Below are 22,922 nucleotides of genomic sequence, written 5' to 3'. Positions count from 1 at the left end.
GCCCAGCACAAGAACGGCCACGGGCGCTCGGCACGAGCCCAGGCGCTCGGCACGAGGGCCGGGCTACAGGACTCCGATGCGCAGCATCCAAACCCGGCAAGGCGCCGGTGCAGTAGGCGTGCGCGCGCTGGCGCGAGGAACGACCCACGGCCAACAGGGGCGCGGCACGGCTCAGGTCCGGAGACGGGGGCGAAGCGCACCGAGCGCGGGACACCGCAGCTCGGGACCGGAGACCGGAGCACCGGCACCACACAGCAGCGAACGGGCGCGGGCGATAGGCCGACACGTCGCGCCGAGAGCGCTGCGGATACAGGCGTGGGGCAGCCACGCTCGCCCGCTGGTGAAGCACGGCCGGAAGGCCGCCGCACAAGACCACACCGCGGTGGAACATCCGGGCCCGGTGAGACGGCGGATCGACCCGGCCACAGGCGGGCGAGCCGAGCGGATGAGACCCACGTCCATGGCCCGACCGAGGAGAGGTCGACACGCCCCAGGAGCGGGCCCTGGAGTGGCCAGCCAACACACGACCACCCGCAAGGTCATGGAAGGCCGCAGCATGCCGCTGAGCGGGCCACAGGACATCTTCCTCGCGATCTCCGGACCGCCCCCCGATCGAAGGGCGGGATCCCTGTTTCACGTGAAACGACCCGGTGCGCCGTGCCAACAGTGACCGACCGCGCCGCGCCCGCCGATAGGACACCGCCGACCAGGAAACACCGCCGGAGCCAGCACCCGCCGGGGCACCGTTTCACGTGAAACAGCCAGAGCGGTATGCAGAACGGCCGCGCCCCCCGAGAGGAAGGCGCGGCCGCGCAGGCGGAAGGGGCGATCAGTCCCCGGCTTCCTCCTGCTGCACTCCGATGATGCCGACGATCCGCTCCAGGTCGTCCACCGTCGCGAACTCAATCGTGATCTTGCCCTTGCTTCGGCCGATGTCCACCTTGACCCGGGTGTCGAAGCGGTCCGACAGCCGGTCGGCGAGGTCGGTCAGGGCGGGCGCGTGCGGCTTCGGCCGCCGCTTCGCCGCCTGGCCCTTCGCCGGCCCGTCGTTCAGCGTTAGGGCAACGATCTCCTCGGTCGCCCGGACCGACAGGCCCTCGGCCACGATCCGCAGCGCCAACTGCTCCTGGGCCTCCGACTCGTCGAGGCTCAGGAGCGCACGGGCGTGGCCGGCGGACAGGATCCCCGCGGCGACCCGGCGCTGCACCTGCGGCGGGAGGTTCAGCAGCCGGATGGTGTTGGAGATCTGCGGGCGACTCCGACCGATCCGGCGGGCCAACTCCTCGTGGGTGGCGCCGAACTCCTCCAGCAACTGCTGGTACGCGGCGGCCTCTTCGAGGGGGTTGAGATTGGCCCGGTGGATGTTCTCCAGCAGCGCGTCCCGGAGCATGGCGTCGTCGCGCGTGTCTCGGACGATCGCCGGGATGTTCTCGCGCCCCACGGCCTGGGCGGCGCGCCAACGCCGCTCGCCCATCACCAGCTCGTACTTCTCGTCGTCGAGCTGACGGACGACGATGGGCTGGAGGAAGCCCACCTCCTGGATGGAGGTCTTCAGCTCCTCCAGGGCCTCCTCGTCGAAGACCTGGCGGGGCTGCTTCGGGTTCGGCACGATCGCGTCGACGGGGATCTCGGCGAACCGGGCTCCCGGCACCGGGCTGAGCGTGGGCTCGGGCTGTTGTGCCGCAGCTTCGGCGGGCGCCGCCGATACGGCCTCGACGGCCTCGACCGCCTCGTCGTCCACGTGCCCGTTCTCCGGCTCGGCCGTCATGGTGCCGGCGGCACCCGGTGCCGGCCCGGTCGGGATGAGCGCCCCAAGGCCCCGTCCCAGACCGCCCCGAGGACGGTTCTTCATGCCACGCCTCCCAGCGAATCGTCCGCACTACGCATTCCGGCCCACCGGCTCCTTGACGCCCCGCTCGGCGATCTCCTGAGCGGCCTCGAAGTAACTCGTGGCACCTCGCGAACCGGGATCGTAGGTCATCACCGACTGCCCGTAGCTGGGCGCCTCGGAGACCCGGACGTTGCGGGGGATGACCGCCTGGAGAACCTTGTCGCCGAAGTGGTTCCGGACGTCCTGCTCGACCGCGTCCGCGAGGCGGGTACGACGGTCGTACATGGTCAGCAGGATGGTGGAGACGTCGAGCTTCGGGTTGAGGTGTTGCCGCACCAGGTTGATGTTGTTGATCAGCTGGTTGAGCCCCTCCAGGGCGTAGTACTCGCACTGGATCGGGATCAGCACCTCCTGCGCGGCGACCAGGGCGTTGACCGTGAGCAGGCCGAGCGAGGGCGGGCAGTCGATGAAGACGTAGTCGAACTGGCCCGGGTAGGCGGTGATGGCCCGGTCGAGGCGCGACTCCCGCGCCACGACCGACACCAGCTCGATCTCAGCGCCGGCGAGGTCGATCGTCGCGGGTACGCACCAGAGGTTGGGGATGCCCTCGACCGCCTGGGCCACCTCGGCCAGCGGCACACTGTTGATCAGGCAGTCGTACACGTCGGGTATGCCGGTGTGGTGCGGGACGTTGAGGCCGGTCGAGGCATTGCCCTGCGGGTCGAGGTCCACCACGAGTACCCGGTTGCCATGCAGGGCGAGCGCCACCGCAAGGTTGACCGTGGTCGTGGTCTTGCCCACGCCGCCCTTCTGGTTCGCGACGCACATGACCCGGGTCCGGTCCGGCCGAGGCATGGTCACCTCGCCACTGGGATTCAGGATCTGCACGGCGCGCATCGCCTCCATAGCCAACGGTGGGTCATCCTCTTCGCGCGTCGGGGTTTCACGTGAAACGTACGTGGGATCGGACGCCACGGCGGCCAGCGACTCGGCTGACGCGACCGGCACGTCGGCAACCACCGGCTCGGTGTCCCGAGCCAGCGCCGCAGTGGGTTGGTGCGGGACCGCGGCTTCGAAGCGAACCGCCGCGACAGTGTTCCGCGGACCCGAGGTCGACCGCACGTCGGCGGCGTTGGCCGGTCGGGTCAACCCGTCCGATGCCCGCCGAGCGGATTTCGGGGTGTCCGTTCCAGCCACCTGGCCGGCGGCCTCCTCGTGCATTGCCAGCGAATCGCTGTCCGCCGGCCGAGGCGACGGCCCGGACGCGCCGGGAGACCAGCCTGGGTAGTCGGTTTCACGTGAAACGGGGTCGCTGGTTGACCCGGTCACGCGTGGATCGTCGTACCTGCCGTCGTCATGCACCTGTCATCCCTGCCCGCTTCGGATGGTCGGTCCGCGCCCCGGTCAACTTGGCCGCACCCGTGCTCGCACTCCGGAGCGTACGGCCCCTCGGGAGCGGTCGGAGACCTCGCGACGCCTGCCGCCCGCTCCACACTATCGACGCGCGGTCAGCCTACGGCGGACGGGCGTGGCCGGTCCACGTCGGGTTCTCATCCCCTCGTTCCATCCGTACCGGTACAACGAGGCAACCCGCCGGCCGGACGCCCGATGGCGCCCGGCGTCAACGACGGCGCGGCCGTGCGCCGTGCGATCGCTTGCCGCCGGCCGGGCGAGGCGGACCGACCATCCGCTCGCGAACGATCTCCACGACGGTGGTGGGTGGGTCGATCACCCCGACGCCGCACAGGTGCACCGCCGGCTCCCCACCACCGAGCCGTGCCACCACCTCGGCGTGCTCGCTGATCTCCTCGGCTGCCGACGCACCCTTGAGCGCCAGCAGCCGCCCACCACGCACCGCCAGCGGCAGGCTCCAGGCGGCCAGTCTGTCCAGCGGAGCTACCGCGCGGGCGGTCACGATCTCCCCGCTGATGGGTTCCCGACCGCTCGACCCGCTGGCCGCCTCGTCGGCCCGCCCGCGGAACACCCGCACCGATCTGGTCAGGCCCAGCCGCTCGACGACCTCGATCAGGAAGGACGTCCGTCGGGCGAGCGGCTCGATCAGGGTGACCGTCAGGTCGGGACGGGCGATGGCCAGGACCAGGCCGGGTAGACCGGCGCCGGAGCCGACGTCGAGCACGGTCGCGTCGGCGGGGATCCGCTCGGCCACCGCCGCACAGTTGAGCAGGTGGCGATCCCAGATCCGGGGAGCCTCCCGGGGGCCGATCAGGCCGCGGACCACCCCGTCGGTGGCCAGCAGTTCGGCGTACGCGGCGGCGACATCGAGCCGATCGCCGAAGAGGGACAGGGCAGCGGGGGCCAGCTCGGGCGGCAGTGCCGCGTCGACCGGGGACGGGGCCTCGCCGCCCGAAGCGTCCCGCACCGGGTTGGTGTCGGCGCTCGGGTCGCCGGCCCGGACAGCCGACGGCCCGGGCGGCGTGCCGCCCGGGCCGGTCACGGCGTCGGCCGTGGTGTCGTCGTGGGTCACCCGGTCAGTCCGCCGGCCGTACGACGATGCGTCGGCTCGGCTCGACGCCCTCGGACTCGCTCACCACGCCGGACATGGCGTTGACCACGTCGTGGACGCACTTGCGCTCGAACGCGGACATCGGGTCCAGCCGGACGGGCTCGCCGTACTCCTTGACCTTCTCGACGGCGTTCTTGGCGACCGCGGCGAGTTCCTTGCGGCGGTTCGCCCGGTAGCCGCCGACGTCGAGCAGCAGGCGGCTCGGCGTGCCGGTCTGCCGGAAGACGGCGAGGCGGGTCAGCTCCTGGAGCGCCTCCAGGGTGGCGCCGCGCTGACCGACCAGGTTCTGCAGCCGGGCACCGACCACCTCGACGACCGGTCGGCCGCCGGCGACCAGCTCGTCGATGTCGCCGTCGTAGTCGAGGATGTCGAGCAGCCCCTCGACGTAGTCTGCCGCGATCTCGCTCTGCCGGAACAGTTCGCCCTCGCCCACGGGCTTCTTCTCCCGGACGGTGGAGACCTCGGTGTCCTCGTCGGTCTCCGTGTCCTCGTCGGCCTCGGTGTCCTCGTCAGGCTCGGTGTCGTCGTCCACCGCGAGCGGCGCGGTCTCCTCCTCGTCCAGGGACTGCTCGGCGCGGGGGATGCTGGTCTCGGTCACGGTCTCATCTCCGTACTCGCTCGGCCGGACCGTCGGGTCCGCTGGTTTCCCGGGGCCGGCGGGAGGTCGCCGGTGCCCGCGGGCACGTCTGTACGGGCAGTGTCGCCCGTGGCCGCGTCACGCGCGGTCGGTTCCGTCCGGCGCCGGCCGTACGGCGGCTGCGCGGTGCGGAACGGGCCGCCGTCGGTCGCCCGACGACGGCCCGGGGGGTTCAGCCCTGCCGCTTGGCGGGACGGCTCTTCTTGGGGTTGACCGGCTTGGCGCCCGGCTTCGGCCCGGCCACCTTGGGCGCGGTGGCCTTGACCGGCGCCGGCGGGGCCGACTTGCCGCGACCGAACAGGCCACCCGCCTTGGCGGGCTGCACCGGGTTACGGGTGGCGGGGGCGGCGGCCTTGGTGGCGGTCACCGGCGGCGGGAACTTGCGCAGGACCCACTGCTGCTGGCCGAGGGTGAAGAGGTTGTTGGTCACCCAGTAGATGATCACGCCGATGGGGAAGATCGCGCCGGAGATCAGCAGCGAGGCCGGGATGCCGTAGAGCATCAGCCGCTGGATCATCCGCTGCTGCGGGTCTTCCGCCCAGCCGGTCTTGAGGATCATCTGACGGCTGGTCAGGTAGGTGGTGGCGATCATCACCAGGACCAGGATGCCGGCGATCACCTTGACGGTGGTGCCGTTGGCGCCGAGGCGGGCCAGCTCGTCGGCGGTGGAACCGAACTTGCCCGCGATCGGTGCGGTGAAGAGCTTGGCCTGCGAGGCGCTCTCGAACTGGTCGGCGGTCCAGCCGTAGAGGGTCTTGCTCTGCTTGGCCGGGTCGAGCCGGCGCAGCACGTGGAAGAGGCCGAGGAAGACGGGGATCTGGAGGAACATCGGAAGGCAGCCCATGAGCGGGTTGGCCTTTTCCTTCCGGTAGAGCTCCATCATTTCCTTCTGGAGCGTCTCCCGGTCACCCTTGTGCTTCTCCTGCAGCTCCTTGACCTTGGGCTGGAGGGCCTGCATCGCCCGCTGCGACTTGATCTGCTTGACGAAGACCGGGAAGAGGATCACCCGGACGGTGACAACCAGGAAGACGATGGCCAGGATCCAGGCGAAGTTGGTGCCGATCACCGCGTTGACGGGCACCCCGATGGCGTCCCAGGCGGAGTGCCAGGTCAGCAGGATCCACGAAATCGCGAAGTAGATCCAGTCGAGACTCAATTCGGTGCTCCAGTCACGTCGGCACGGCGGCGACCGCCCGGTTCCGGCACCGGGTCATGTCCACCAGGGTGGAAGGGGTGGCAGCGCAACAGCCGCCGGACCGCCAGCGCGGCTCCCCGGAGCGCGCCGTGCCGGGCCACCGCCTCCTGGGCGTACGCACTGCACGACGGGTAGAACCGACAGCGGGCCGGCAGTGCCGGACTTATCCACCGACGGTACGCGATGATGGGCGCGATCAGCACCCTGGCACCGGTTGTCGGGCGTGGGGCGGGCGGGCCGGCACTCATCGGGACCTCCGCTCACGGGGCGAGCGGGCAGCCGCGATGGCGGCGTCCAGGTCGGCGGCGAGTCGGGGGTACGACGCCTCGGCCGCGGCGGGGAGCGCCCGGACGACGAGGGTGCTGCCGGCGGGCAGTGCGGTCAGCCGCTCCCGGACCAGTGCCCGGAGTCGGCGCCGGACACGGTTGCGGACCACCGCATTGCCGACGGCCTTGGACACGACGAAGCCGGCGCGGGTCGACGCGGAGGGCTGCTCCGCACCGGTGTTCCGCGCCGGCTCCGGCGAGGTCGGTGTGCTGGGGTCGGTGGTGGCGGGCACGTTCAGGTGGACCACGACGGCGCCTCGTCCGGCGCGTCGGCCACCACGGACCGCTGCGGCGAAGTCAGTGCTGCGCCGCAGTCGTTGCGCCGCGGCCAGCACGACTGCCCACGTCCCCCGGACCGGCCCGTCGGCTCAGGCCGACAGGGTGGTGCGACCCTTGGCGCGACGGCTCGACAGGATGGCACGGCCGGCACGGGTGCGCATGCGCAGCCGGAAGCCGTGGGTCTTCGCGCGCCGGCGGTTGTTCGGCTGGTAGGTGCGCTTGCTCACGTCAGGCTCTCCGTTTTCGTACGCGCCCCGGGCGACGGGACCGCCGGGGTCGTGGGGTGGTCCAGGCCACCTCGACGGTGGCCACGATCGGTGCTGCCCTGCGGAGCGGAACCTCGGATGCGGGGATGCGACCGCGGACAGCAAGCACCCATCACCCTAGCAGAGGACGAGAGAGCAGCCGCTCCAGCCTACGCAGGGGTGCAATGACCGTCAAACACCCGCAGCGACGGACATCGGGACGCGCCCGGGACCGAAGGGGCCGTTTTCGCTGATGCCGACAAGGCCTCCGCCGCGTCGCCGGTTGATGGCGCAGGGACAACGCTGTTACCGTGCCCGATTGCGGTGAGCGTCGGAAGCTCCGGTCGTCGTGCGCAGGCAAGACCGGACACGGTAGTGAATCGTTCGGCACGGTGAACCCGCTTCAGCGCCCGTTCAGGCAGGGGGCAGGTCCCACCCGCGTCCGGCGGGCGGCCACAATCGGTCGGTACACAGGCTGTGGATAACCTGTGGACGACCACTGGTCAACCGTCGGTGGGTGATGTTCCACCCGCGAACGCGGCGGGCCCGGAACGGCCGGCTGGCAGACAGCGGCGGCCGGGAGCAGAGGCGAGGGGGTGGCACGACGGTGGCCGGTACGACCGACCTTGCCGCGGTGTGGTTAGCGGCGACCGACGAGCTCGCCGACGAGATCATCTCCGCACAGCAGCGTGCCTACCTCCGGCTGACCCGGCTACGGGCGATCGTCGAGGACACCGCGCTGCTCTCCGTCCCGGACGCGTTCACCCGCGACGTGATCGAGTCCCGGCTGCGTCCGGCGATCACCGAGGCGCTCACCCGGCGGCTCGGCCGGCCGATCCAGGTCGCGGTCACCGTGCGGGTCGCCGAGGACGCCACGGGCCGTCCGGCTGGCACCGTCTACCGCAGCACCCCGGAGCCGGGGTCGGTCGACGCGGAGGGTCCGCCCGCCGGACCGTTCGACGACGAGTACTCCGGCGGCCCGGCGGCCGACGCGGTCATCCCTGAACAGCAGCACCCGCGGGCGCCCGAGCCGGCTGCGCCACCGGCACCGTCCGGTCCGCCGCTCGCGCCGACCGCCGACGGGCACCGATCGGGGCTGATTCCGGCCAGCCGCGACGGGCAGGAGGCGTTGTTCAGCGCCGCGTTCGTGGAGCCGATGCGGTCGTCCCGTCCAGGACCGGACCGACGCGGCTACGACGAGCAGCCCGCCCGACTGGACCCGCCCGCCCCGGACACCCGGCCCTACGAGCCCCGCTACCGGGACGACGCGGCGTCGCCGCGGGACCAGCACGTGATCCGCGCGCTGCCCCGGGACAGCGGGACGGACAGCGGCCCCGGCCGCAGCGGTGTGGACCATCGGACGGGGGGCCGTGACGACCGCCGGCTGCCCGGTGCCGACACCGGCGGTAACCGGCTCAACCCGAAGTACATGTTCGAGACGTTCGTCATCGGCTCGTCGAACCGGTTCGCCCACGCGGCGAGCGTGGCGGTGGCGGAGTCGCCGGCGAAGGCGTACAACCCGCTGTTCATCTACGGTCACTCCGGGCTGGGCAAGACCCACCTGCTGCACGCCATCGGGCACTACGCCACGACACTCGGCAACGCCCGCTCGGTCCGGTACGTCTCGACCGAGGAGTTCACCAACGACTTCATCAACTCGCTCCGGGACGACAAGACCAGCGCGTTCCAGCGGCGCTACCGGGACGTCGACATCCTGCTGATCGACGACATCCAGTTCCTGGAGAACCGCGAGCGCACCCAGGAGGAGTTCTTCCACACCTTCAACACCCTGCACAACGCCAACAAGCAGATCGTGATCACCTCCGACCGGTCGCCGCGCCAGCTCGCCACCCTCGAGGACCGGATGCGAACCCGGTTCGAGTGGGGACTGCTGGCCGACATCCAGCCGCCGGACCTGGAGACCCGGATCGCGATCCTGCAGAAGAAGGCGGCACAGGAGCGGATGTACGCCCCGCCGGACGTGTTGGAGTTCATCGCCTCCCGGGTGTCGAACTCGATCCGGGAGCTGGAGGGGGCGCTGATCCGGGTAACCGCGTTCGCCAGCCTGACCCGGTCCACCGTCGAGCTGTCACTGGCCGAGGAGGTGCTCCGGGACTTCATGCCCGACGGCGCCGGTCCGGAGATCAACGCCGACCAGATCATGGCCTCGACCGCCGACTATTTCGGGGTGAGCCTGGAGGACCTGCGCGGTCAGTCCCGCTCCCGGGTGCTGGTCAACGCCCGGCAGGTGGCCATGTACCTGTGTCGGGAGCTGACCGAGCTCTCGCTGCCCCGGATCGGGCAGGCCTTCGGCGGCCGGGACCACACCACGGTGATGCACGCCGACCGGAAGATCCGTCAGCAGATGGCGGAGCGTCGCTCGCTCTACAACCAGATCGCCGAGCTGACCAACCGGATCAAGCAGAACACCTGAGGGGTACGCCCGCCGCCACGACGGCGCCCAGCCCCGGGACACGCCCGGCCGGATCTCCGGCCGGGCGTTCTTTTCTCGTCCCCGGCTTGACTCTCGACATGGTGTAGACCACAGCATCGAAGCCGTGACCGACTTGAGTCCCACTCGTTGTCCACAGCTCGTTGTCCACCGTCGGTGGATAACTACGGTCCGTCCTTCGCCGGTTACCCACAGGCTGTGGAGAAACCCTGTGTACGAGGCTGTGGACGCCTGGGGACAACCGCCACGTTTTCCACCGGTCGCCGTCGGCCTGTGCACGGGCTGTTGAAGGTTCTGGGGATGACACCAATGGTGATCTTCATGGCGATCCACAGGCTTGGGGAGAAAGTCGGTGGATTACCGGTGGACAACCGGTGGACAACGGTGGACAACCGGCCGGCTCGGCCGGGCTGTGGACGCAGGAGGCGGTTGTACCCCCGGTTCTCCACAGCCAAATCACCGGTGGATAACCTGTCTGAGCTGCGCGGACCCGAGTTCTCCACAGTTTGCACAGGTGCGATGAAGACGATGAGTTATCTCTTCTAAGAGAACAAAAACCAATCATCACCGTTGGACTTTCTGTGGATCGGGCCGAACGCTGCCGGACGAGCCGGTCAGCATCGACACGATCCACGGGGCCGGGCGCACAGCCGATGCCCCCGCGCCCTAAAGTGCGATGGGTACCCGCACGCTTGGGCGGGCGGTAGGCAGCGGTCGGCATGAGAGAGTTGTCGCTGACGTCGACGCGGAGGCATTGATGAAGTTCCGAGTGGAGCGCGACGCGCTCGCCGAGGCCGTGGCCTGGACCGCGAAGAGCCTGCCGAGCCGGCCATCCGTACCGGTGCTGGCCGGGGTGATGCTCCGCGTCACCGACGGCAACCTGCGGGTCTCCGGGTTCGACTACGAGGTCTCGAGCCAGGTCACCGTCGAGGTGCAGGGCGACGCCGACGGCGCCGCCCTGGTCTCCGGCCGCCTCCTCGCCGAGATCACCAAGGCGCTGCCGGCCAAGCCGGTGGACATCGCCGCCGTCGGTGCGCACCTCGAGCTGGTCTGCGGCAGCGCCCGGTTCACCCTGCCCACCATGCCGGTGGAGGACTACCCCGCGCTGCCCGAGATGCCGCAGAGCGCCGGCACGGTCGACGCCGCCGCCTTCGCCACCGCCGTCGCCCAGGTGGCCATCGCCGCCGGCCGTGACGAGACGCTGCCGATGATGACCGGCGTCCGCGTCGAGCTCTCCGGCAGCACCCTGTCCATGCTCGCCACCGACCGCTACCGGCTGGCGCTGCGGGAGATCCAGTGGCGTCCGGACGACCCCGACGTGAGCTTCAACGCCCTGGTGCCGGCCCGCACCCTGAACGACACCGCCAAGGCGCTCGGCCCGCTGGGCGGCGAGGTCACCCTCGCCCTCGCCCAGGGCGCCGCGGGCGAGGGCATGGTCGGCCTCGCCGGCGGCACCCGGCGCACCACCAGCCGGCTGCTCGACGGCGCCAACTACCCGCCGGTGCGCTCGCTCTTCCCGGCGACCCACAACGCCGAGGCCCGGGTGCCGGTCAGCACGCTGATCGAAGTCGTCAAGCGTGTCGCGCTGGTCGCCGAGCGGACGACCCCGGTGCTGCTCAGCTTCAGCGCCGACGGGTTGGTCGTCGAGGCGGGCGGCTCCGAGGAGGCGCGGGCCAGCGAGGCGATGGAGGCCACCTTCGCCGGCGACGCCCTGACCATCGGGTTCAACCCGCAGTACCTCATCGACGGCCTGGCCAACCTGGGCTCCCAGACCGCCGTGCTCTCGTTCGTCGACGCCTTCAAGCCCGCGGTGATCTCGCCCGCCGGCGAGGATGGCGAGGTCATTCCGGGGTACCGGTACCTCATCATGCCGATCCGCGTGTCCCGCTGATCGCGCCCAGCACCACCCAGATCCACGGAGGTAGAAACACATGCAGCTCGGCCTGGTAGGACTCGGCCGTATGGGCGGCAACATGCGGGAGCGGTTGCGGGCCGCCGGCCACGAGGTGGTCGGCTTCGACCACAACGCGCAGCTGAGCGACGTGCCGACCCTCGCCGGGCTGGCTGAGAAGCTGGAGTCCCCACGCGCGGTCTGGGTCATGGTGCCCGCCGGCGTCACCGACGCGACGATCGACGAGCTCGCCTCGGTGCTCGGCGAGGGCGACATCATCATCGACGGCGGCAACTCCCGGTTCAGCGACGACGCTCCCCGCGCCGAGCGGCTCAACGAGCGGGGCATCGGCTACCTGGACGTCGGGGTCTCCGGCGGCGTGTGGGGCCGGCAGAACGGCTACGCGCTGATGGTCGGCGGCGCCCAGGAGCACGTCGCCCGGCTGATGCCGATCTTCGAGGCGCTCAAGCCCGAGGGCGAGTTCGGCTTCGTGCACGCCGGGCCGGTCGGCGCCGGGCACTACTCCAAGATGGTGCACAACGGCATCGAGTACGGCCTGATGCACGCCTACGCCGAGGGCTACGAGCTGTTGGCGGCCTCCGAGCTGGTCACCAACGTGCCGGGCGTCTTCAAGTCCTGGCGTGAGGGCACGGTGGTCCGCTCCTGGCTGCTCGACCTGCTGGACCGCGCGCTCGACGAGGACCCGGAGCTGGCCGAGCTGAGCGGCTACACCGAGGACACCGGCGAGGGCCGGTGGACGGTCGACGAGGCGGTCCGGCTGGCCGTGCCGCTGAACGTCATCACCGCCTCGCTGTTCGCCCGGTTCGCGTCCCGGCAGGACGACTCGCCCGCCATGAAGGCCGTCGCCGCGCTGCGCCAGCAGTTCGGTGGCCACGCCGTCCACAAGCGCTGAGCGGTATCCACACCCTGTGTACGTCCACCGGCTGGAACTGGTCGACTTCCGCTCGTACGAGCGGGTGGCCGTCGACCTCCAGCCGGGGGCGAACGTCCTGACCGGCGCCAACGGCGTCGGCAAGACCAACCTCGTCGAGGCGCTGGGTTACGTGGCGACCCTGGATTCGCACCGGGTCGCCACGGATGCGCCGCTGGTCCGGATGGGCGCCGCCTCGGCGGTGATCCGGTGCGTGGTGGTGCACGACGGGCGGGAGCTCCTGGTCGAGCTGGAGATCGTGCCCGGCAAGGCCAACCGGGCGCGGCTGGGCCGCTCTCCGGCGCGGCGTGCCCGGGACGTGCTGGGCGCCCTGCGTCTGGTGCTCTTCGCTCCGGAGGACCTGGAACTGGTCCGGGGTGACCCGGCTGAGCGCCGCCGCTACCTGGACGACCTGCTGGTCAATCGGCAGCCCCGGTACGCCGGCGTGCGGGCCGACTACGAGCGGGTGGTCAAGCAGCGCAACGCTCTGCTGCGTACCGCGTACCTGGCCCGCAAGACCGGCGGGTCCCGGGGCGGCGACCTCGGCACCCTCGCCGTCTGGGACACCCACCTGGCCCAGCACGGCGCGGAGCTGCTCGCCGGCCGACTGGAGCTGGTGGCCGCGCTCACCCCGCACGTCGCCAAGGCGTACGACGCGGTGGCCGCCGGGCGCGGCGCGGCGGGAATCGCCTACCGGCCCTCGATCGAGCTGGCCGAGCCGACCACCGACCGGGCGGCGCTGGCCGAGGCGCTGACCGCGGCCCTCGCCGCGTCCCGCTCCGCCGAGATCGAACGGGGCACCACCCTGGTCGGGCCGCACCGCGACGAGCTGGCGCTGTCCCTCGGTCCGCTGCCCGCCAAGGGGTACGCCAGCCACGGCGAGTCCTGGTCGTTCGCGCTCGCGCTGCGACTGGCCGGGTACGACCTGCTGCGCGCCGACGGCATCGAACCGGTGCTGGTGCTCGACGACGTCTTCGCGGAGCTGGACACCGGGCGCCGGGAGCGGCTGGCCGAGTTGGTGGGCGGCGCGAGCCAGCTGCTGGTGACCTGCGCGGTGGACGACGACGTGCCGGCCGCGCTGCGCGGCGCCCGCTACCAGGTCGGCGAGGGGACGGTACGCCGTGTCGGATGAGCCACGAACAAACCGACCCGACAGCGGTCGAGGGGACCGGCGGGCCGGCGCTCCCACGCCCGCGCCCACCGCGAAGGCGGAGGCCGCCGAGGGGAGCGGGCAGCCGGACACTGCCACCGGGCCGGAGCTGGCCCGTGCGGTGCTGGACGCGGCGTTGTCCCGGCGGCAGGCGGCGGCCCGCGCCCGGCGTACCCCTGGGGCTGGCGGGGGTGGTGACGGCGCCGGCGGCTCCGGGCGGCGCCTGCGCGGCTACTCCGGCCCGGGCCCGGACCCGCGCGACCCGCAGCCGCTCAGCGTGGTGCTGGACCGGTTGATGAAGGCGCGTGGGTGGCAGCAGCCCGCGGCCGAGGCCACGGTGTTCGGCGCCTGGGAGCGGGTGGTGGGCGCGGAGGTCGCCCAGCACAGCCGCCCGGTCAAGCTGGAGAACGGTGAGCTGACCGTGGAGGCCCGTTCGACCGCCTGGGCGACCCAGCTCCGGCTGCTCGCCGGCTCGCTGCTCAAGCAGATCGCCCGGGAGGTCGGCCACAACGTGGTGCGCAAGCTGCACATCCACGGCCCGGCCGCGCCGTCCTGGTCGAAGGGGCCGCGCCGGGTGCGCGGTCGGGGGCCGCGGGACACGTACGGCTGATCCGGCAGTCAGCTCCGGCGGTCGGCCTCCTTGGCGGCCCGCTTACGTTCGCGCTGCTCCCGGGTGTAGCGCTTGCGCTCGGCCAGGTCGCGCTTCCACAGCTCGCGGGCCTCGGTCGAGCCACCCTGCACCGCGCCGTGCACCTCGGCCGGGCCGGCCAGGTGCCGGTACGCCCAACGCATGAAACGGCCGCCCTCGCCGGGGGACCTGGTGGCCGCGCCGTCCTCGCTCATCTGCCGCCCTCTCCTGCGCGCCATCGCTCCGCCCGTTCCCGAGCGGATGATTGGGACACCAATGGTTGGTGCACCAACGATCTGTACGATAGTCATCGTGCTGGGGGAGGGCAACCGATGAGCGAACGACCCGACGGCGTCGACCCGTTGGCGCTGGAGCAACAGGTGTGCTTCGCCCTGTCGGTGGCGGCGCGCAGCGTCGTGGCCGTCTACCGTCCGCTGCTGGAGCCGATGGGGCTGACCCATCCGCAGTACCTGGTCATGCTTGCGCTCTGGCAGCACGCGCCGCTGTCCGGCCGCGACCTCAGCCGCCTGTTGCAGCTCGACCCGGGGACGCTGTCGCCCCTTCTCAAGCGGCTGGAGGCCGCCGGCTACCTGCGCCGCGAGCGCGACGCCACCGACGAACGCAGCCTCGCTGTCACCCTCACACCCACCGGGGCCGCCCTGCGTGGCGAGGCCGAGCGGATCCCGGCCGCGATCGTGCAGCGGCTCGGGCTGCCGATCGAGGACCTGCAACACCTGCACGCGGTGCTGACCCAGGTGATCGCCGCGGCCAACCGGCCCGGGGGCGACGACCAGGTCGCCACCGAGCCCGGGACGGCCGGTCAGGCGTCGGCGTAGACGGCGAAGCCGCGCTCGGCGCAGCGCCGGTAGAACGCGGCCAGCACGCCCAGCTCGGCGCAGGTGAAGTTCCACTGCGGCGGGTCGCCGCTCTCGTCGCGCAACGCGTCCAGCCGGCTCTCCAGCCAGCGCAGCTGCTGCTCGGCCAGCCGCCCGTCGCCCAGCAGAGAGCGCAGCACCGTGCTCACCGACTCGAAGGTGACCGCCTCGCCCTGCGGCCGGTGGCCGGCGACGAACCGCTCGATGCCGCCGGCGATCCAGGCGCAGCCGTCCGGGTCGATCACCGGGTCCTCGTCCTCGGCGGCGGCGTCTGTGGCGTACAACACACCTTCGAGGCCGAGCAGCAGATCCACCAGCTCGGTGTACGCGGTCGCCCGGACGGTGCCGGTCTTCGCGATCAGCTCAGCCAGGGCCGCTGTCGGCGCCGAGATTCGCGGCAGGTCGACGATCTCGCCGAAGTCGACGAACTCGGCCGGCGCGACCGGATCGTAGAAGCGGCCGGTCCGCGGCCAGTGCACCGCGACGTTGTCCAGCCCCATCTGTCACCTCTTAAAGAGCACGTGTCGGGTCGATCGGGTCGATCGTCCCGGTTCCGGCCCGTAAAGATCAAGCCCGCTTCCGGGGCGCCGCAAACGTACGGCACGGGCGGTCCGGCCGCGACCCCCGACCCGCCCGGGCGCGGGTCAACCCGTTCGGGGGCGGCGCGTCCGATCGAGGGCTGGCGTGTGGGGGGAGTCGCGGGCAATGGGGTTCTGCCGGCTATGGACTTCTCAGCCGCCTCGTTGAGGGTGCCGAGTGGTGGTTCTGTCCTCCGCGCACAGTAGGATTGACGGTGAGACGAAGACCCGGTGTGGAGCGAGGGACGGGGCCGGTGGCCCCAGGATCATTCTCCACGTCGGGTCGAGCCGATCGCGATCCGCGGGCAACCGCGGCGACCGGCGCGTTCGACCCGCTGTCCGGAGATCCCCGGCGCCGGTCCGCGCGCCGACGTCGCGTCCTGTCCGCCGAACCCGCGCCCGACGCGCCCCTCCCGGCGCCGACGACGCGAGAAAGTGGCCGAGGGTGGCAGCGCAGGACAAGCAGGAGTACGGCGCAGAGTCGATCACCGTTCTCGAGGGGCTGGAGGCCGTTCGCAAGCGGCCCGGTATGTACATCGGGTCCACCGGCGAGCGCGGTCTGCACCACCTCGTCTGGGAGGTCGTCGACAACGCGGTCGACGAGGCGCTGGCCGGATACTGCGACACCATCGACGTCGTGCTGCTGGCCGACGGCGGGGTCCAGGTCACCGACAACGGTCGTGGTTTCCCGGTCGATCTGCACCCGAAGCTCAAGAAGCCGGGCGTCGAGGTCGCGCTGACCGTGCTGCACGCGGGCGGCAAGTTCGACGGCAAGGCGTACGCGGTCTCCGGTGGTCTGCACGGCGTCGGCGTGTCCGTCGTGAACGCGCTCTCCACCCGGATGGCCGTGGAGATCCACAAGTCCGGTTTCGTGTGGCGGCAGCAGTACAACAACTCCAAGCCCGGCCCACTGGACAAGGGTGAGACCACCGACCGCACCGGCTCGGCGGTCACCTTCTGGCCCGACGCCGACGTCTTCGAGACCGTCGACTTCGACTTCCAGACCATCTACCGGCGCCTGCAGGAGATGGCCTTCCTCAACCGTGCCCTCCGCATCCACCTGCTCGACGAGCGGGTGGCCGAGGAGGAGGACGGCCGGCAGCGTGAGGTGACCTTCTTCTACGAGGGCGGCATCGCCGACTTCGTCCGGCACCTCAACGCCTCGAAGAACCCGATCCACAAGACCGTGGTCGAGTTCGGCGCCGAGGAGGAGGGGATGTCGCTCGAGATCGCCATGCAGTGGAACGAGTCGTACGGCGAGTCGGTCTACACCTTCGCCAACACGATCAACACGCACGAGGGCGGCACCCACGAGGAGGGCTTCCGGTCCGCGCTGACCAGCGTGGTCAACCGGTACGGCACCGACAAGAAGCTGCTCAAGGGTGACGAGAAGCTCTCTGGCGAGGACATCCGGGAAGGGCTCGCCGCGATCATCTCGGTCAAGCTGGCCAACCCGCAGTTCGAGGGCCAGACCAAGACCAAGCTCGGCAACACCCCGGTGAAGAGCTTCGTGCAGCGGGTCTGCAACGACCGGCTGGTCGACTGGTTCGACCGCAACCCGGCCGAGGCCAAGATGATCATCCAGAAGGCCTCCCAGGCGGCTCGCGCCCGGATCGCCGCGCAGCAGGCGCGCAAGCTGGCCCGGCGCAAGTCGCTGCTGGAGTCCGGCTCGATGCCGGGCAAGCTGGCCGACTGCCAGTCCACCGACCCGCGCGAGTCCGAGGTGTTCATCGTCGAGGGCGACTCGGCCGGTGGCTCGGCCAAGCAGGGCCGTGACCCGCGCACCCAGGCGATCCTGCCCATCCGCGGCAAGATCCTCAACGTGGAGAAGGCCCGGATCGACCGGGTGCTGAAGAACAACGAGGTCCAGGCGCTGATCACCGCGCTGGGCACCGGCATCCACGACGACTTCGACATGGAGAAGCTGCGGTACCACAAGGTGGTGCTGATGGCCGACGCGGACGTCGACGGCCAGCACATCCAGACGCTGCTGCTCACCCTGCTGTTCCGCTTCATGCGTCCGCTGGTCGAGCTGGGGCACGTCTACCTGGCCGCCCCGCCGCTCTACAAGATCAAGTGGAACAAGAAGGGCGACGACGCGCAGTACGCCTACTCCGACCGTGAGCGGGACGGGCTGATCGCGCTGCGCCAGCAGAAGAAGCCGAACGCCAAGCCGGACGACATTCAGCGGTTCAAGGGCCTCGGCGAGATGAACTATCCCGAGCTGTGGGAAACCACGATGAACCCGGCGACGCGTACCCTGCGTCAGGTCACGCTCGACGACGCGGCGACCGCCGACGAGTTGTTCAGCGTGCTGATGGGTGAGGACGTCGAGGCGCGCCGGTCGTTCATCCAGCGCAACGCCAAGGACGTCCGCTTCCTGGACATCTGACGGAACCTCGATGGATCGGCCGGGACGCTGCCCGGCCGATCCACTGGTCCACAGAGTTATCCACAGCTTGGCCGGTATCCACAGCCGTTATCCACAGCACGAAAACGACTCTGAGTCTGATAAGGGTATACAGTGACCGATTCTCCCGAGTCCACACCGAACGAGCCCGAGGTCCCCACCGAGGCCATCGCCGCGGTGGTCGCGCACGACCGGATCGAACCGGTCGGGCTCGAGGTGGAGATGCAGCGCTCCTACCTCGACTACGCCATGAGCGTCATCGTCGGTCGCGCGCTGCCGGACGTCCGGGACGGGCTCAAGCCGGTCCACCGCAAGATCCTCTACGCGATGTTCGACTCCGGCTACCGACCGGACCGGGGCTACGTGAAGTGTTCCCGGGTCGTCGGCGACGTGATGGGTCAGTTCCACCCGCACGGCGACTCGGCGATCTACGACGCGCTGGTCCGGATGGCGCAGCCCTGGTCGCTGCGGTACCCGCTGGTCGACGGCAACGGCAACTTCGGCTCTCCGGGTAACGACCCGGCCGCCGCCATGCGGTACACCGAGTGCAAGCTCGACCCGCTGGCCATGGAGATGCTGCGGGACATCGACGAGGACACCGTCGACCTGCAGGACAACTACGACGGCCGGGCCAAGGAGCCCACCATCCTGCCGTCGCGGATCCCCAACCTGCTCGTGAACGGCTCCGAGGGCATCGCGGTCGGCATGGCCACCAAGATCCCGCCGCACAACCTGCGGGAGATCGGCGCGGCGGTGCAGTGGTGCCTGGAGCACCCGGAGGAGGACGAGGAGACCACCCTCGAAGCCCTTCTCGGCATCGTCAAGGGCCCGGACTTCCCGACCCACGGCCTGATCGTCGGCACCACCGCCATCCAGGACGCGTACCGCACCGGTCGCGGCTCGATCCGGATGCGCGCCGTGGTGGAGGTCGAGGAGGACAAGCGGGGCCGGCCCTGCCTGGTCGTCAGCGAGCTTCCCTACCAGGTCAACCCGGACAATCTCGCCGAGCGGATCGCCGAGCTGATCAAGGAGGGCAAGCTCGCCGGGATCGCCGACATCCGCGACGAGTCCTCCGGCCGTACCGGCATGCGCATCGTGCTGGTGCTCAAGCGCGACGCGGTCGCCAAGGTGGTGCTCAACAACCTCTACAAGCACACCCAGCTCCAGGAGACCTTCGGCGCCAACATGCTGGCCCTGGTCGACGGGGTGCCGCGCACGCTCAACCTGGCCCAGTTCATCCGCTACTACGTCGAGCACCAGATCGACGTGATCCGCCGGCGGACGGCGTTCCGGCTGCGCAAGGCCGAGGAGCGGGCGCACATCCTGCGCGGTCTGGGTAAGGCGCTGGACGCGTTGGACGAGGTCATCGCGCTGATCCGGCGTTCGCCGACCGTGGACGACGCCCGGCAGGGCCTGATCCGGCTGCTGGAGATCGACGAGATCCAGGCGACCGCGATCCTCGACATGCAGCTGCGCCGGCTCGCCGCCCTGGAGCGGCAGCGGATCGTGGACGACCTGGCCAAGCTCGAGATCGAGATCGCCGACCTCAAGGACATCCTCGCCAAGCCGGAGCGGCAGCGGAAGATCGTCTCTGAGGAGCTCGGCGAGATCGTGGCCAAGTGGGGCGACGACCGGCGGACGCAGATCATCCCGTTCGACGGCGAGGTCTCGATGGAGGACCTCATCGCCCGCGAGGACGTGGTCGTCACGATCACCCGGACCGGGTACGCCAAGCGGACCAAGGTTGATCTCTACCGCTCGCAGCGGCGCGGCGGCAAGGGCGTCAGCGGCGCCACGCTGCGGCAGGACGACATCGTCAGCCACTTCTTCGTATGCTCAACCCACGACTGGATTCTGTTCCTCACGAACAAGGGCCGCGTCTACCGGGCCAAGGCGTACGAGTTGCCGGAGGCCAGTAGGGTAGCCAAGGGCCAACACGTGGCCAACCTGCTCGCGTTCCTGCCCGACGAGCAGATCGCGCAGATCATCGAAATCCCGAACTACCAGGTAGCCCCCTATCTGGTACTGGCCACGAAGAACGGCCTGGTGAAGAAGACGCGGCTCGAGGAGTTCGACTCCAACCGTTCCGGCGGAATCATCGCGATCAACCTGCGCGATGAGGACGAGCTGGTCGGTGCTGCGCTGGTGGCACCCGAGAACGACCTGCTGCTGGTCTCCAAGAAGGCGCAGGCGATCCGGTTCAACGCCTCCGACGAGGCGCTGCGGCCGATGGGTCGGGCCACCTCGGGCGTGATCGGCATGCGCTTCACGGACGACGACGTCCTGCTCGCCATGGAGGTCGTTCGGGAGGGTCTGGACGTTCTGGTGGCCACGAACGGGGGATACGCGAAACGTACCCCGATCGAGGAATACCCGGTGCAGGGCCGGGGAGGTAAGGGCGTGTTGACTGCGAAGATCACCGAGCGGCGCGGTGGTCTGGTCGGCGCGGTGGTGATCGACCCGGACGACGAGCTGTTCGCGATCACCAGCAACGGTGGTGTCATCCGGACTCCGGTGAAGCCTGTACGCCGTACGCGTGACCGGAACACAATGGGGGTCAAGCTGATGGACCTCCCGGACGGCGTGACTATCGTGGCTATTGCTCGCAATGCCGACGAACCTGACGAACAGGACTAGTTGAATGACGGAGACACAGGCGAAGTCGGGGAACACGGGGACCTCGGCCAACCCGGTCGACGAGGAGGCCGCCAAGGGCGGCACACCAGCGACCGGCCGCGCGGCCGTGGGCCGGGCAACGGTTCCCGCCGACGCGCCTGCCCCGAAATTCACCCGGGCCCCCGGCATGACACCCCCGCCGGACCAGCCCGGTGAGGACGCTGGATCGGGCGACAAGACCGAGACGTCTGGTACCGAGGCACCGGCGCCCGCCGCTGCAACCCCGGCGCCGGCGGCCCCGGCTCGTCCCACGACCACCCAGCCGATCAGTGTCCGGGCCGGTCAGGCGACGTCCACCGGGTCCACGGGCACCCAGCCCCGGATCACGCCCGGCATGACCCAGCCGCAGCCGGACGGGGCGGCGCGCACCACCGGCGCCGCCCGGCCGGCCAGCGGTGGTGGCCTGCCGCCGGGCATCGGAACCGCCTCCGCCGTCGGGGCTGCCCGGGTCGGTGACGCGGTACGCGCCGCGCGTACCTCGGTCAGCTCGGCCGCCTCCCGCGGACCGCGCCGGGCCCGGCTGAACCTGAAGCGGATCGACCCCTGGTCCGTGATGAAGTTCGCGTTCGCCGTCTCGGTGGTGCTCTTCATCGTCGTGGTCGTGGCCACCTCGGTGCTCTACCTGGCGCTCGACGCGATGGGCGTGTTCCAGAGCGTCAACGACAGCCTGAGCGACCTGGTCAACGCCGGCGGTGGGCAGAGCACCAGCGGCTTCCAGATCACCGCCAAGGGCGTGATCCTCAGCTCGGCGCTGATCGGCCTGGTCAACGTGGTGCTGTTCACCGCGCTGGCCACGCTGGGAGCGTTCGTCTACAACGTCTGCGCCGACCTGGTCGGCGGCATCGAGCTGACCCTCGCCGAGCGGGACTGAGCGATCGGGACGCCGGGGCACCGCGGAATGCGGTCGCTCCGGCGTCCCGTACTCAGGTAGGTTTCGCAGGCGTCGACGACCCGGCTCGCAGGCCCGGACCCCGATTTGGGGCCGACTCAGCGGATGGGTTAACCTTGCTCGTCGCAACACGGGGCTATAGCTCAGTCGGTTAGAGCGCAGAGCTGATAACTCTGAGGTCGCTGGTTCGATTCCAGCTAGCCCCACCGCACGTCGTCCGACGCTAGTCGAGCGCGAGGGGTGTCCCCATGTTCAAGAAGCTGCTGATTCTGGCCGGCGTCGTCGGCGTGGCCGCCGTCGTGTTCAACAAGGTCAAGGCCTCCAACGACGAGCGCGCCCTGTGGCACGAGGCGACCACTGCGCCCGACCTGCGCTGACGTCCGGCACTGCGGCGAGCGATCCGCGACGCCGCAGCCGCTCACGGGGCCCTAGCTCAACTGGCAGAGCACTGCCTTTGCAAGGCAGTGGTTAGGGGTTCGAGTCCCCTGGGCTCCACCAGCACTCTCCTCCGTTGATCTCTGGGCAACCCGGCCGCGCTGTGGTCAGTGCCCTTTGACGCAGAACTCGTTGCCGTCGGGATCGGACAGCATGACGGCCCCGTTCTCATCGACCTCGAGCCGAGTGGCCCCGAGGGACACCAGCCGGTCGACCTCCACCTGCTGATCGTCACCGATGAGGGCGAGGTCGAAGCGCTGCCGGTTCCTCGCCTCTTTCGGGGTCAGGGGCGGGCCTCCCCACGCGACCTTCGTGCCGCCGTGCGGTGACTGGATCGCGGTCTCCTGGTCCTGGTCCCAGACCAGCGGCCAGCCCAGCGCCTCGCTCCAGAAGAGGCCGACCTCCCGGGTGCCGTCGCAGGCGAGTTCCCCGAGCAGGCCGCACCCGGCGAGGAAGCCGTTATCCGACTCGATCACGCAGAACGGGTTGTCCTCGGGGTCGGCCAGGACGATGTGCCCCTCCTCGGGGCGCTGCCCGACGTCGAGGTGGCCACCGCCGAGCCCCAGCGCCGTTGCCACCCTGTGCTGCTGGTCGGCGTTGCTGGCGCTCGTCAGGTGAAGGTGCATGCGGTTCGGCCCCACCTTCTTGGCACGGCTCGGGACGAACTGGAGGCTGAGCTGAGTGTCATCGCCGGGCAGGAGCACGCCACCGGCGTCCTCGACGACCTTCCGGCCGAGCATTCCGGCCCAGAACCGCGCCAGGCGAGCCGGGTCGTGCGCATCGAAGGTCACCGTCAGCTTTCGCGAGAGCATCACCGCACCGTAGACAAGGGCCGGCACGACAACAAGGCGGTTTCGGAGAAGTGGCTGCGACAGTGGCGGGCGTCGATCGTGTTGCCTCCGACGAAGCTCACCCGCACGGGGCAGACGAATCCCTTCTGACGGGGATCACCCGGTCCGACGGCGGGCGG

At 70.4% G+C, this 22,922-nt stretch carries 21 protein-coding genes and 2 tRNA genes; 12 read left to right on the top strand and 11 right to left on the bottom strand.

Going from position 1 to position 22,922, the window contains the following annotated elements; genetic code table 11:
* Window positions 1–829: 829 nt before the first annotated feature.
* The 8 genes from DKT68_RS12265 to rpmH all read right to left on the bottom strand — a co-directional run bounded on the left by DKT68_RS12265 (window position 830) and on the right by rpmH (window position 7,019).
* Complete coding sequence (locus tag DKT68_RS12265; protein WP_109817542.1) at window positions 830–1,852, bottom strand: ParB/RepB/Spo0J family partition protein; 1,023 nt, start codon at window positions 1,850–1,852, stop codon at window positions 830–832.
* A gap of 27 nt (window positions 1,853–1,879) precedes the next feature.
* Window positions 1,880–2,851 carry a ParA family protein gene (locus DKT68_RS32535; RefSeq protein ID WP_407940729.1) on the bottom strand — a complete coding sequence of 324 codons (972 nt, stop codon included), beginning with the start codon at window positions 2,849–2,851 and terminating at the stop codon, window positions 1,880–1,882.
* Between the two features lie 601 nt (window positions 2,852–3,452).
* Window positions 3,453–4,211, bottom strand: coding sequence for a 16S rRNA (guanine(527)-N(7))-methyltransferase RsmG (rsmG, locus tag DKT68_RS12255; RefSeq protein ID WP_236646854.1), 759 nt, complete (start codon window positions 4,209–4,211; stop codon window positions 3,453–3,455).
* Window positions 4,212–4,320: 109 nt separating this feature from the next.
* Window positions 4,321–4,953 carry a Jag family protein gene (locus DKT68_RS12250; protein ID WP_109817539.1) on the bottom strand — a complete coding sequence of 211 codons (633 nt, stop codon included), beginning with the start codon at window positions 4,951–4,953 and terminating at the stop codon, window positions 4,321–4,323.
* A 211-nt stretch (window positions 4,954–5,164) separates the two neighbouring features.
* Window positions 5,165–6,148 carry a membrane protein insertase YidC gene (gene yidC, locus DKT68_RS12245; RefSeq protein ID WP_109817538.1) on the bottom strand — a complete coding sequence of 328 codons (984 nt, stop codon included), beginning with the start codon at window positions 6,146–6,148 and terminating at the stop codon, window positions 5,165–5,167.
* Entirely contained in the window at window positions 6,145–6,435 is a 291-nt protein-coding gene (gene yidD / locus DKT68_RS12240) for a membrane protein insertion efficiency factor YidD (RefSeq protein ID WP_109817537.1), read from the bottom strand. Before yidD ends, yidC begins: the two co-directional genes overlap by 4 nt.
* Window positions 6,432–6,848 (bottom strand): ribonuclease P protein component, encoded by a 417-nt coding sequence (gene rnpA / locus DKT68_RS12235; protein ID WP_109817536.1) that lies wholly within the window; start codon window positions 6,846–6,848, stop codon window positions 6,432–6,434. Before rnpA ends, yidD begins: the two co-directional genes overlap by 4 nt.
* Before the next feature lie 33 nt (window positions 6,849–6,881).
* Window positions 6,882–7,019 carry a 50S ribosomal protein L34 gene (gene rpmH, locus DKT68_RS12230; protein WP_007453904.1) on the bottom strand — a complete coding sequence of 46 codons (138 nt, stop codon included), beginning with the start codon at window positions 7,017–7,019 and terminating at the stop codon, window positions 6,882–6,884.
* A gap of 625 nt (window positions 7,020–7,644) precedes the next feature.
* On the opposite strand from rpmH, the gene dnaA reads away from it, so the two are divergent.
* From dnaA to DKT68_RS12205, 5 genes are all read left to right on the top strand, one after another.
* Window positions 7,645–9,471, top strand: a complete 1,827-nt coding sequence (dnaA, locus tag DKT68_RS12225; protein ID WP_109817535.1) for a chromosomal replication initiator protein DnaA — start codon at window positions 7,645–7,647, stop codon at window positions 9,469–9,471.
* 775 nt (window positions 9,472–10,246) lie between these two features.
* The gene (gene dnaN / locus DKT68_RS12220; RefSeq protein WP_109817534.1) at window positions 10,247–11,380 is read left to right on the top strand and encodes a DNA polymerase III subunit beta; all 1,134 of its coding nucleotides are present in this window, start codon (window positions 10,247–10,249) and stop codon (window positions 11,378–11,380) included.
* 40 nt (window positions 11,381–11,420) lie between these two features.
* Window positions 11,421–12,293 (top strand): phosphogluconate dehydrogenase (NAD(+)-dependent, decarboxylating), encoded by an 873-nt coding sequence (gene gnd / locus DKT68_RS12215; RefSeq protein ID WP_109817533.1) that lies wholly within the window; start codon window positions 11,421–11,423, stop codon window positions 12,291–12,293.
* Between the two features lie 16 nt (window positions 12,294–12,309).
* The gene (gene recF, locus DKT68_RS12210) at window positions 12,310–13,443 is read left to right on the top strand and encodes a DNA replication/repair protein RecF (RefSeq protein WP_109817532.1); all 1,134 of its coding nucleotides are present in this window, start codon (window positions 12,310–12,312) and stop codon (window positions 13,441–13,443) included.
* Window positions 13,433–14,071 carry a DUF721 domain-containing protein gene (locus DKT68_RS12205; protein WP_109817531.1) on the top strand — a complete coding sequence of 213 codons (639 nt, stop codon included), beginning with the start codon at window positions 13,433–13,435 and terminating at the stop codon, window positions 14,069–14,071. Before recF ends, DKT68_RS12205 begins: the two co-directional genes overlap by 11 nt.
* 8 nt (window positions 14,072–14,079) lie before the next feature.
* On the opposite strand, the gene DKT68_RS12200 is transcribed toward DKT68_RS12205, so the two are convergent.
* Window positions 14,080–14,304, bottom strand: coding sequence for a hypothetical protein (locus tag DKT68_RS12200; RefSeq protein WP_109817530.1), 225 nt, complete (start codon window positions 14,302–14,304; stop codon window positions 14,080–14,082).
* Window positions 14,305–14,421: 117 nt separating this feature from the next.
* Between DKT68_RS12200 and DKT68_RS12195 the strand changes: the two genes are divergently transcribed.
* Window positions 14,422–14,925, top strand: a complete 504-nt coding sequence (locus DKT68_RS12195; protein ID WP_109817529.1) for a MarR family winged helix-turn-helix transcriptional regulator — start codon at window positions 14,422–14,424, stop codon at window positions 14,923–14,925.
* Here the strand turns inward: DKT68_RS12195 and DKT68_RS12190 are convergent.
* The gene (locus DKT68_RS12190; RefSeq protein WP_109817528.1) at window positions 14,910–15,464 is read right to left on the bottom strand and encodes a hypothetical protein; all 555 of its coding nucleotides are present in this window, start codon (window positions 15,462–15,464) and stop codon (window positions 14,910–14,912) included. The two genes, DKT68_RS12195 and DKT68_RS12190, sit on opposite strands and share 16 nt — an antisense overlap.
* A gap of 523 nt (window positions 15,465–15,987) precedes the next feature.
* Between DKT68_RS12190 and gyrB the strand changes: the two genes are divergently transcribed.
* The 6 genes from gyrB (at window position 15,988) to DKT68_RS12165 (ending at window position 22,015) form a co-directional block, all read left to right on the top strand.
* Window positions 15,988–17,934, top strand: a complete 1,947-nt coding sequence (gyrB, locus tag DKT68_RS12185) for a DNA topoisomerase (ATP-hydrolyzing) subunit B (protein ID WP_109817527.1) — start codon at window positions 15,988–15,990, stop codon at window positions 17,932–17,934.
* 132 nt (window positions 17,935–18,066) lie between these two features.
* Window positions 18,067–20,589 (top strand): DNA gyrase subunit A, encoded by a 2,523-nt coding sequence (gene gyrA / locus DKT68_RS12180; protein ID WP_109817526.1) that lies wholly within the window; start codon window positions 18,067–18,069, stop codon window positions 20,587–20,589.
* A 4-nt stretch (window positions 20,590–20,593) separates the two neighbouring features.
* Complete coding sequence (locus DKT68_RS12175) at window positions 20,594–21,499, top strand: DUF3566 domain-containing protein (protein ID WP_109817525.1); 906 nt, start codon at window positions 20,594–20,596, stop codon at window positions 21,497–21,499.
* A 150-nt stretch (window positions 21,500–21,649) separates the two neighbouring features.
* Window positions 21,650–21,723 (top strand) — tRNA-Ile (locus tag DKT68_RS12170).
* Between the two features lie 42 nt (window positions 21,724–21,765).
* Entirely contained in the window at window positions 21,766–21,894 is a 129-nt protein-coding gene (locus DKT68_RS31880; protein WP_208869723.1) for a DLW-39 family protein, read from the top strand.
* Between the two features lie 45 nt (window positions 21,895–21,939).
* Window positions 21,940–22,015, top strand: a tRNA-Ala gene (locus DKT68_RS12165).
* 44 nt (window positions 22,016–22,059) lie between these two features.
* Here DKT68_RS12165 and DKT68_RS12160 read toward each other — a convergent pair.
* Window positions 22,060–22,764, bottom strand: a complete 705-nt coding sequence (locus tag DKT68_RS12160) for a VOC family protein (protein WP_109817562.1) — start codon at window positions 22,762–22,764, stop codon at window positions 22,060–22,062.
* Between the last annotated feature and the right edge of the window lie 158 nt (window positions 22,765–22,922).

Source organism: Micromonospora acroterricola, assembly GCF_003172955.1.
Taxonomy (GTDB): domain Bacteria; phylum Actinomycetota; class Actinomycetes; order Mycobacteriales; family Micromonosporaceae; genus Micromonospora; species Micromonospora acroterricola.
This window is presented reverse-complemented; position numbering and strand designations above follow the sequence as displayed.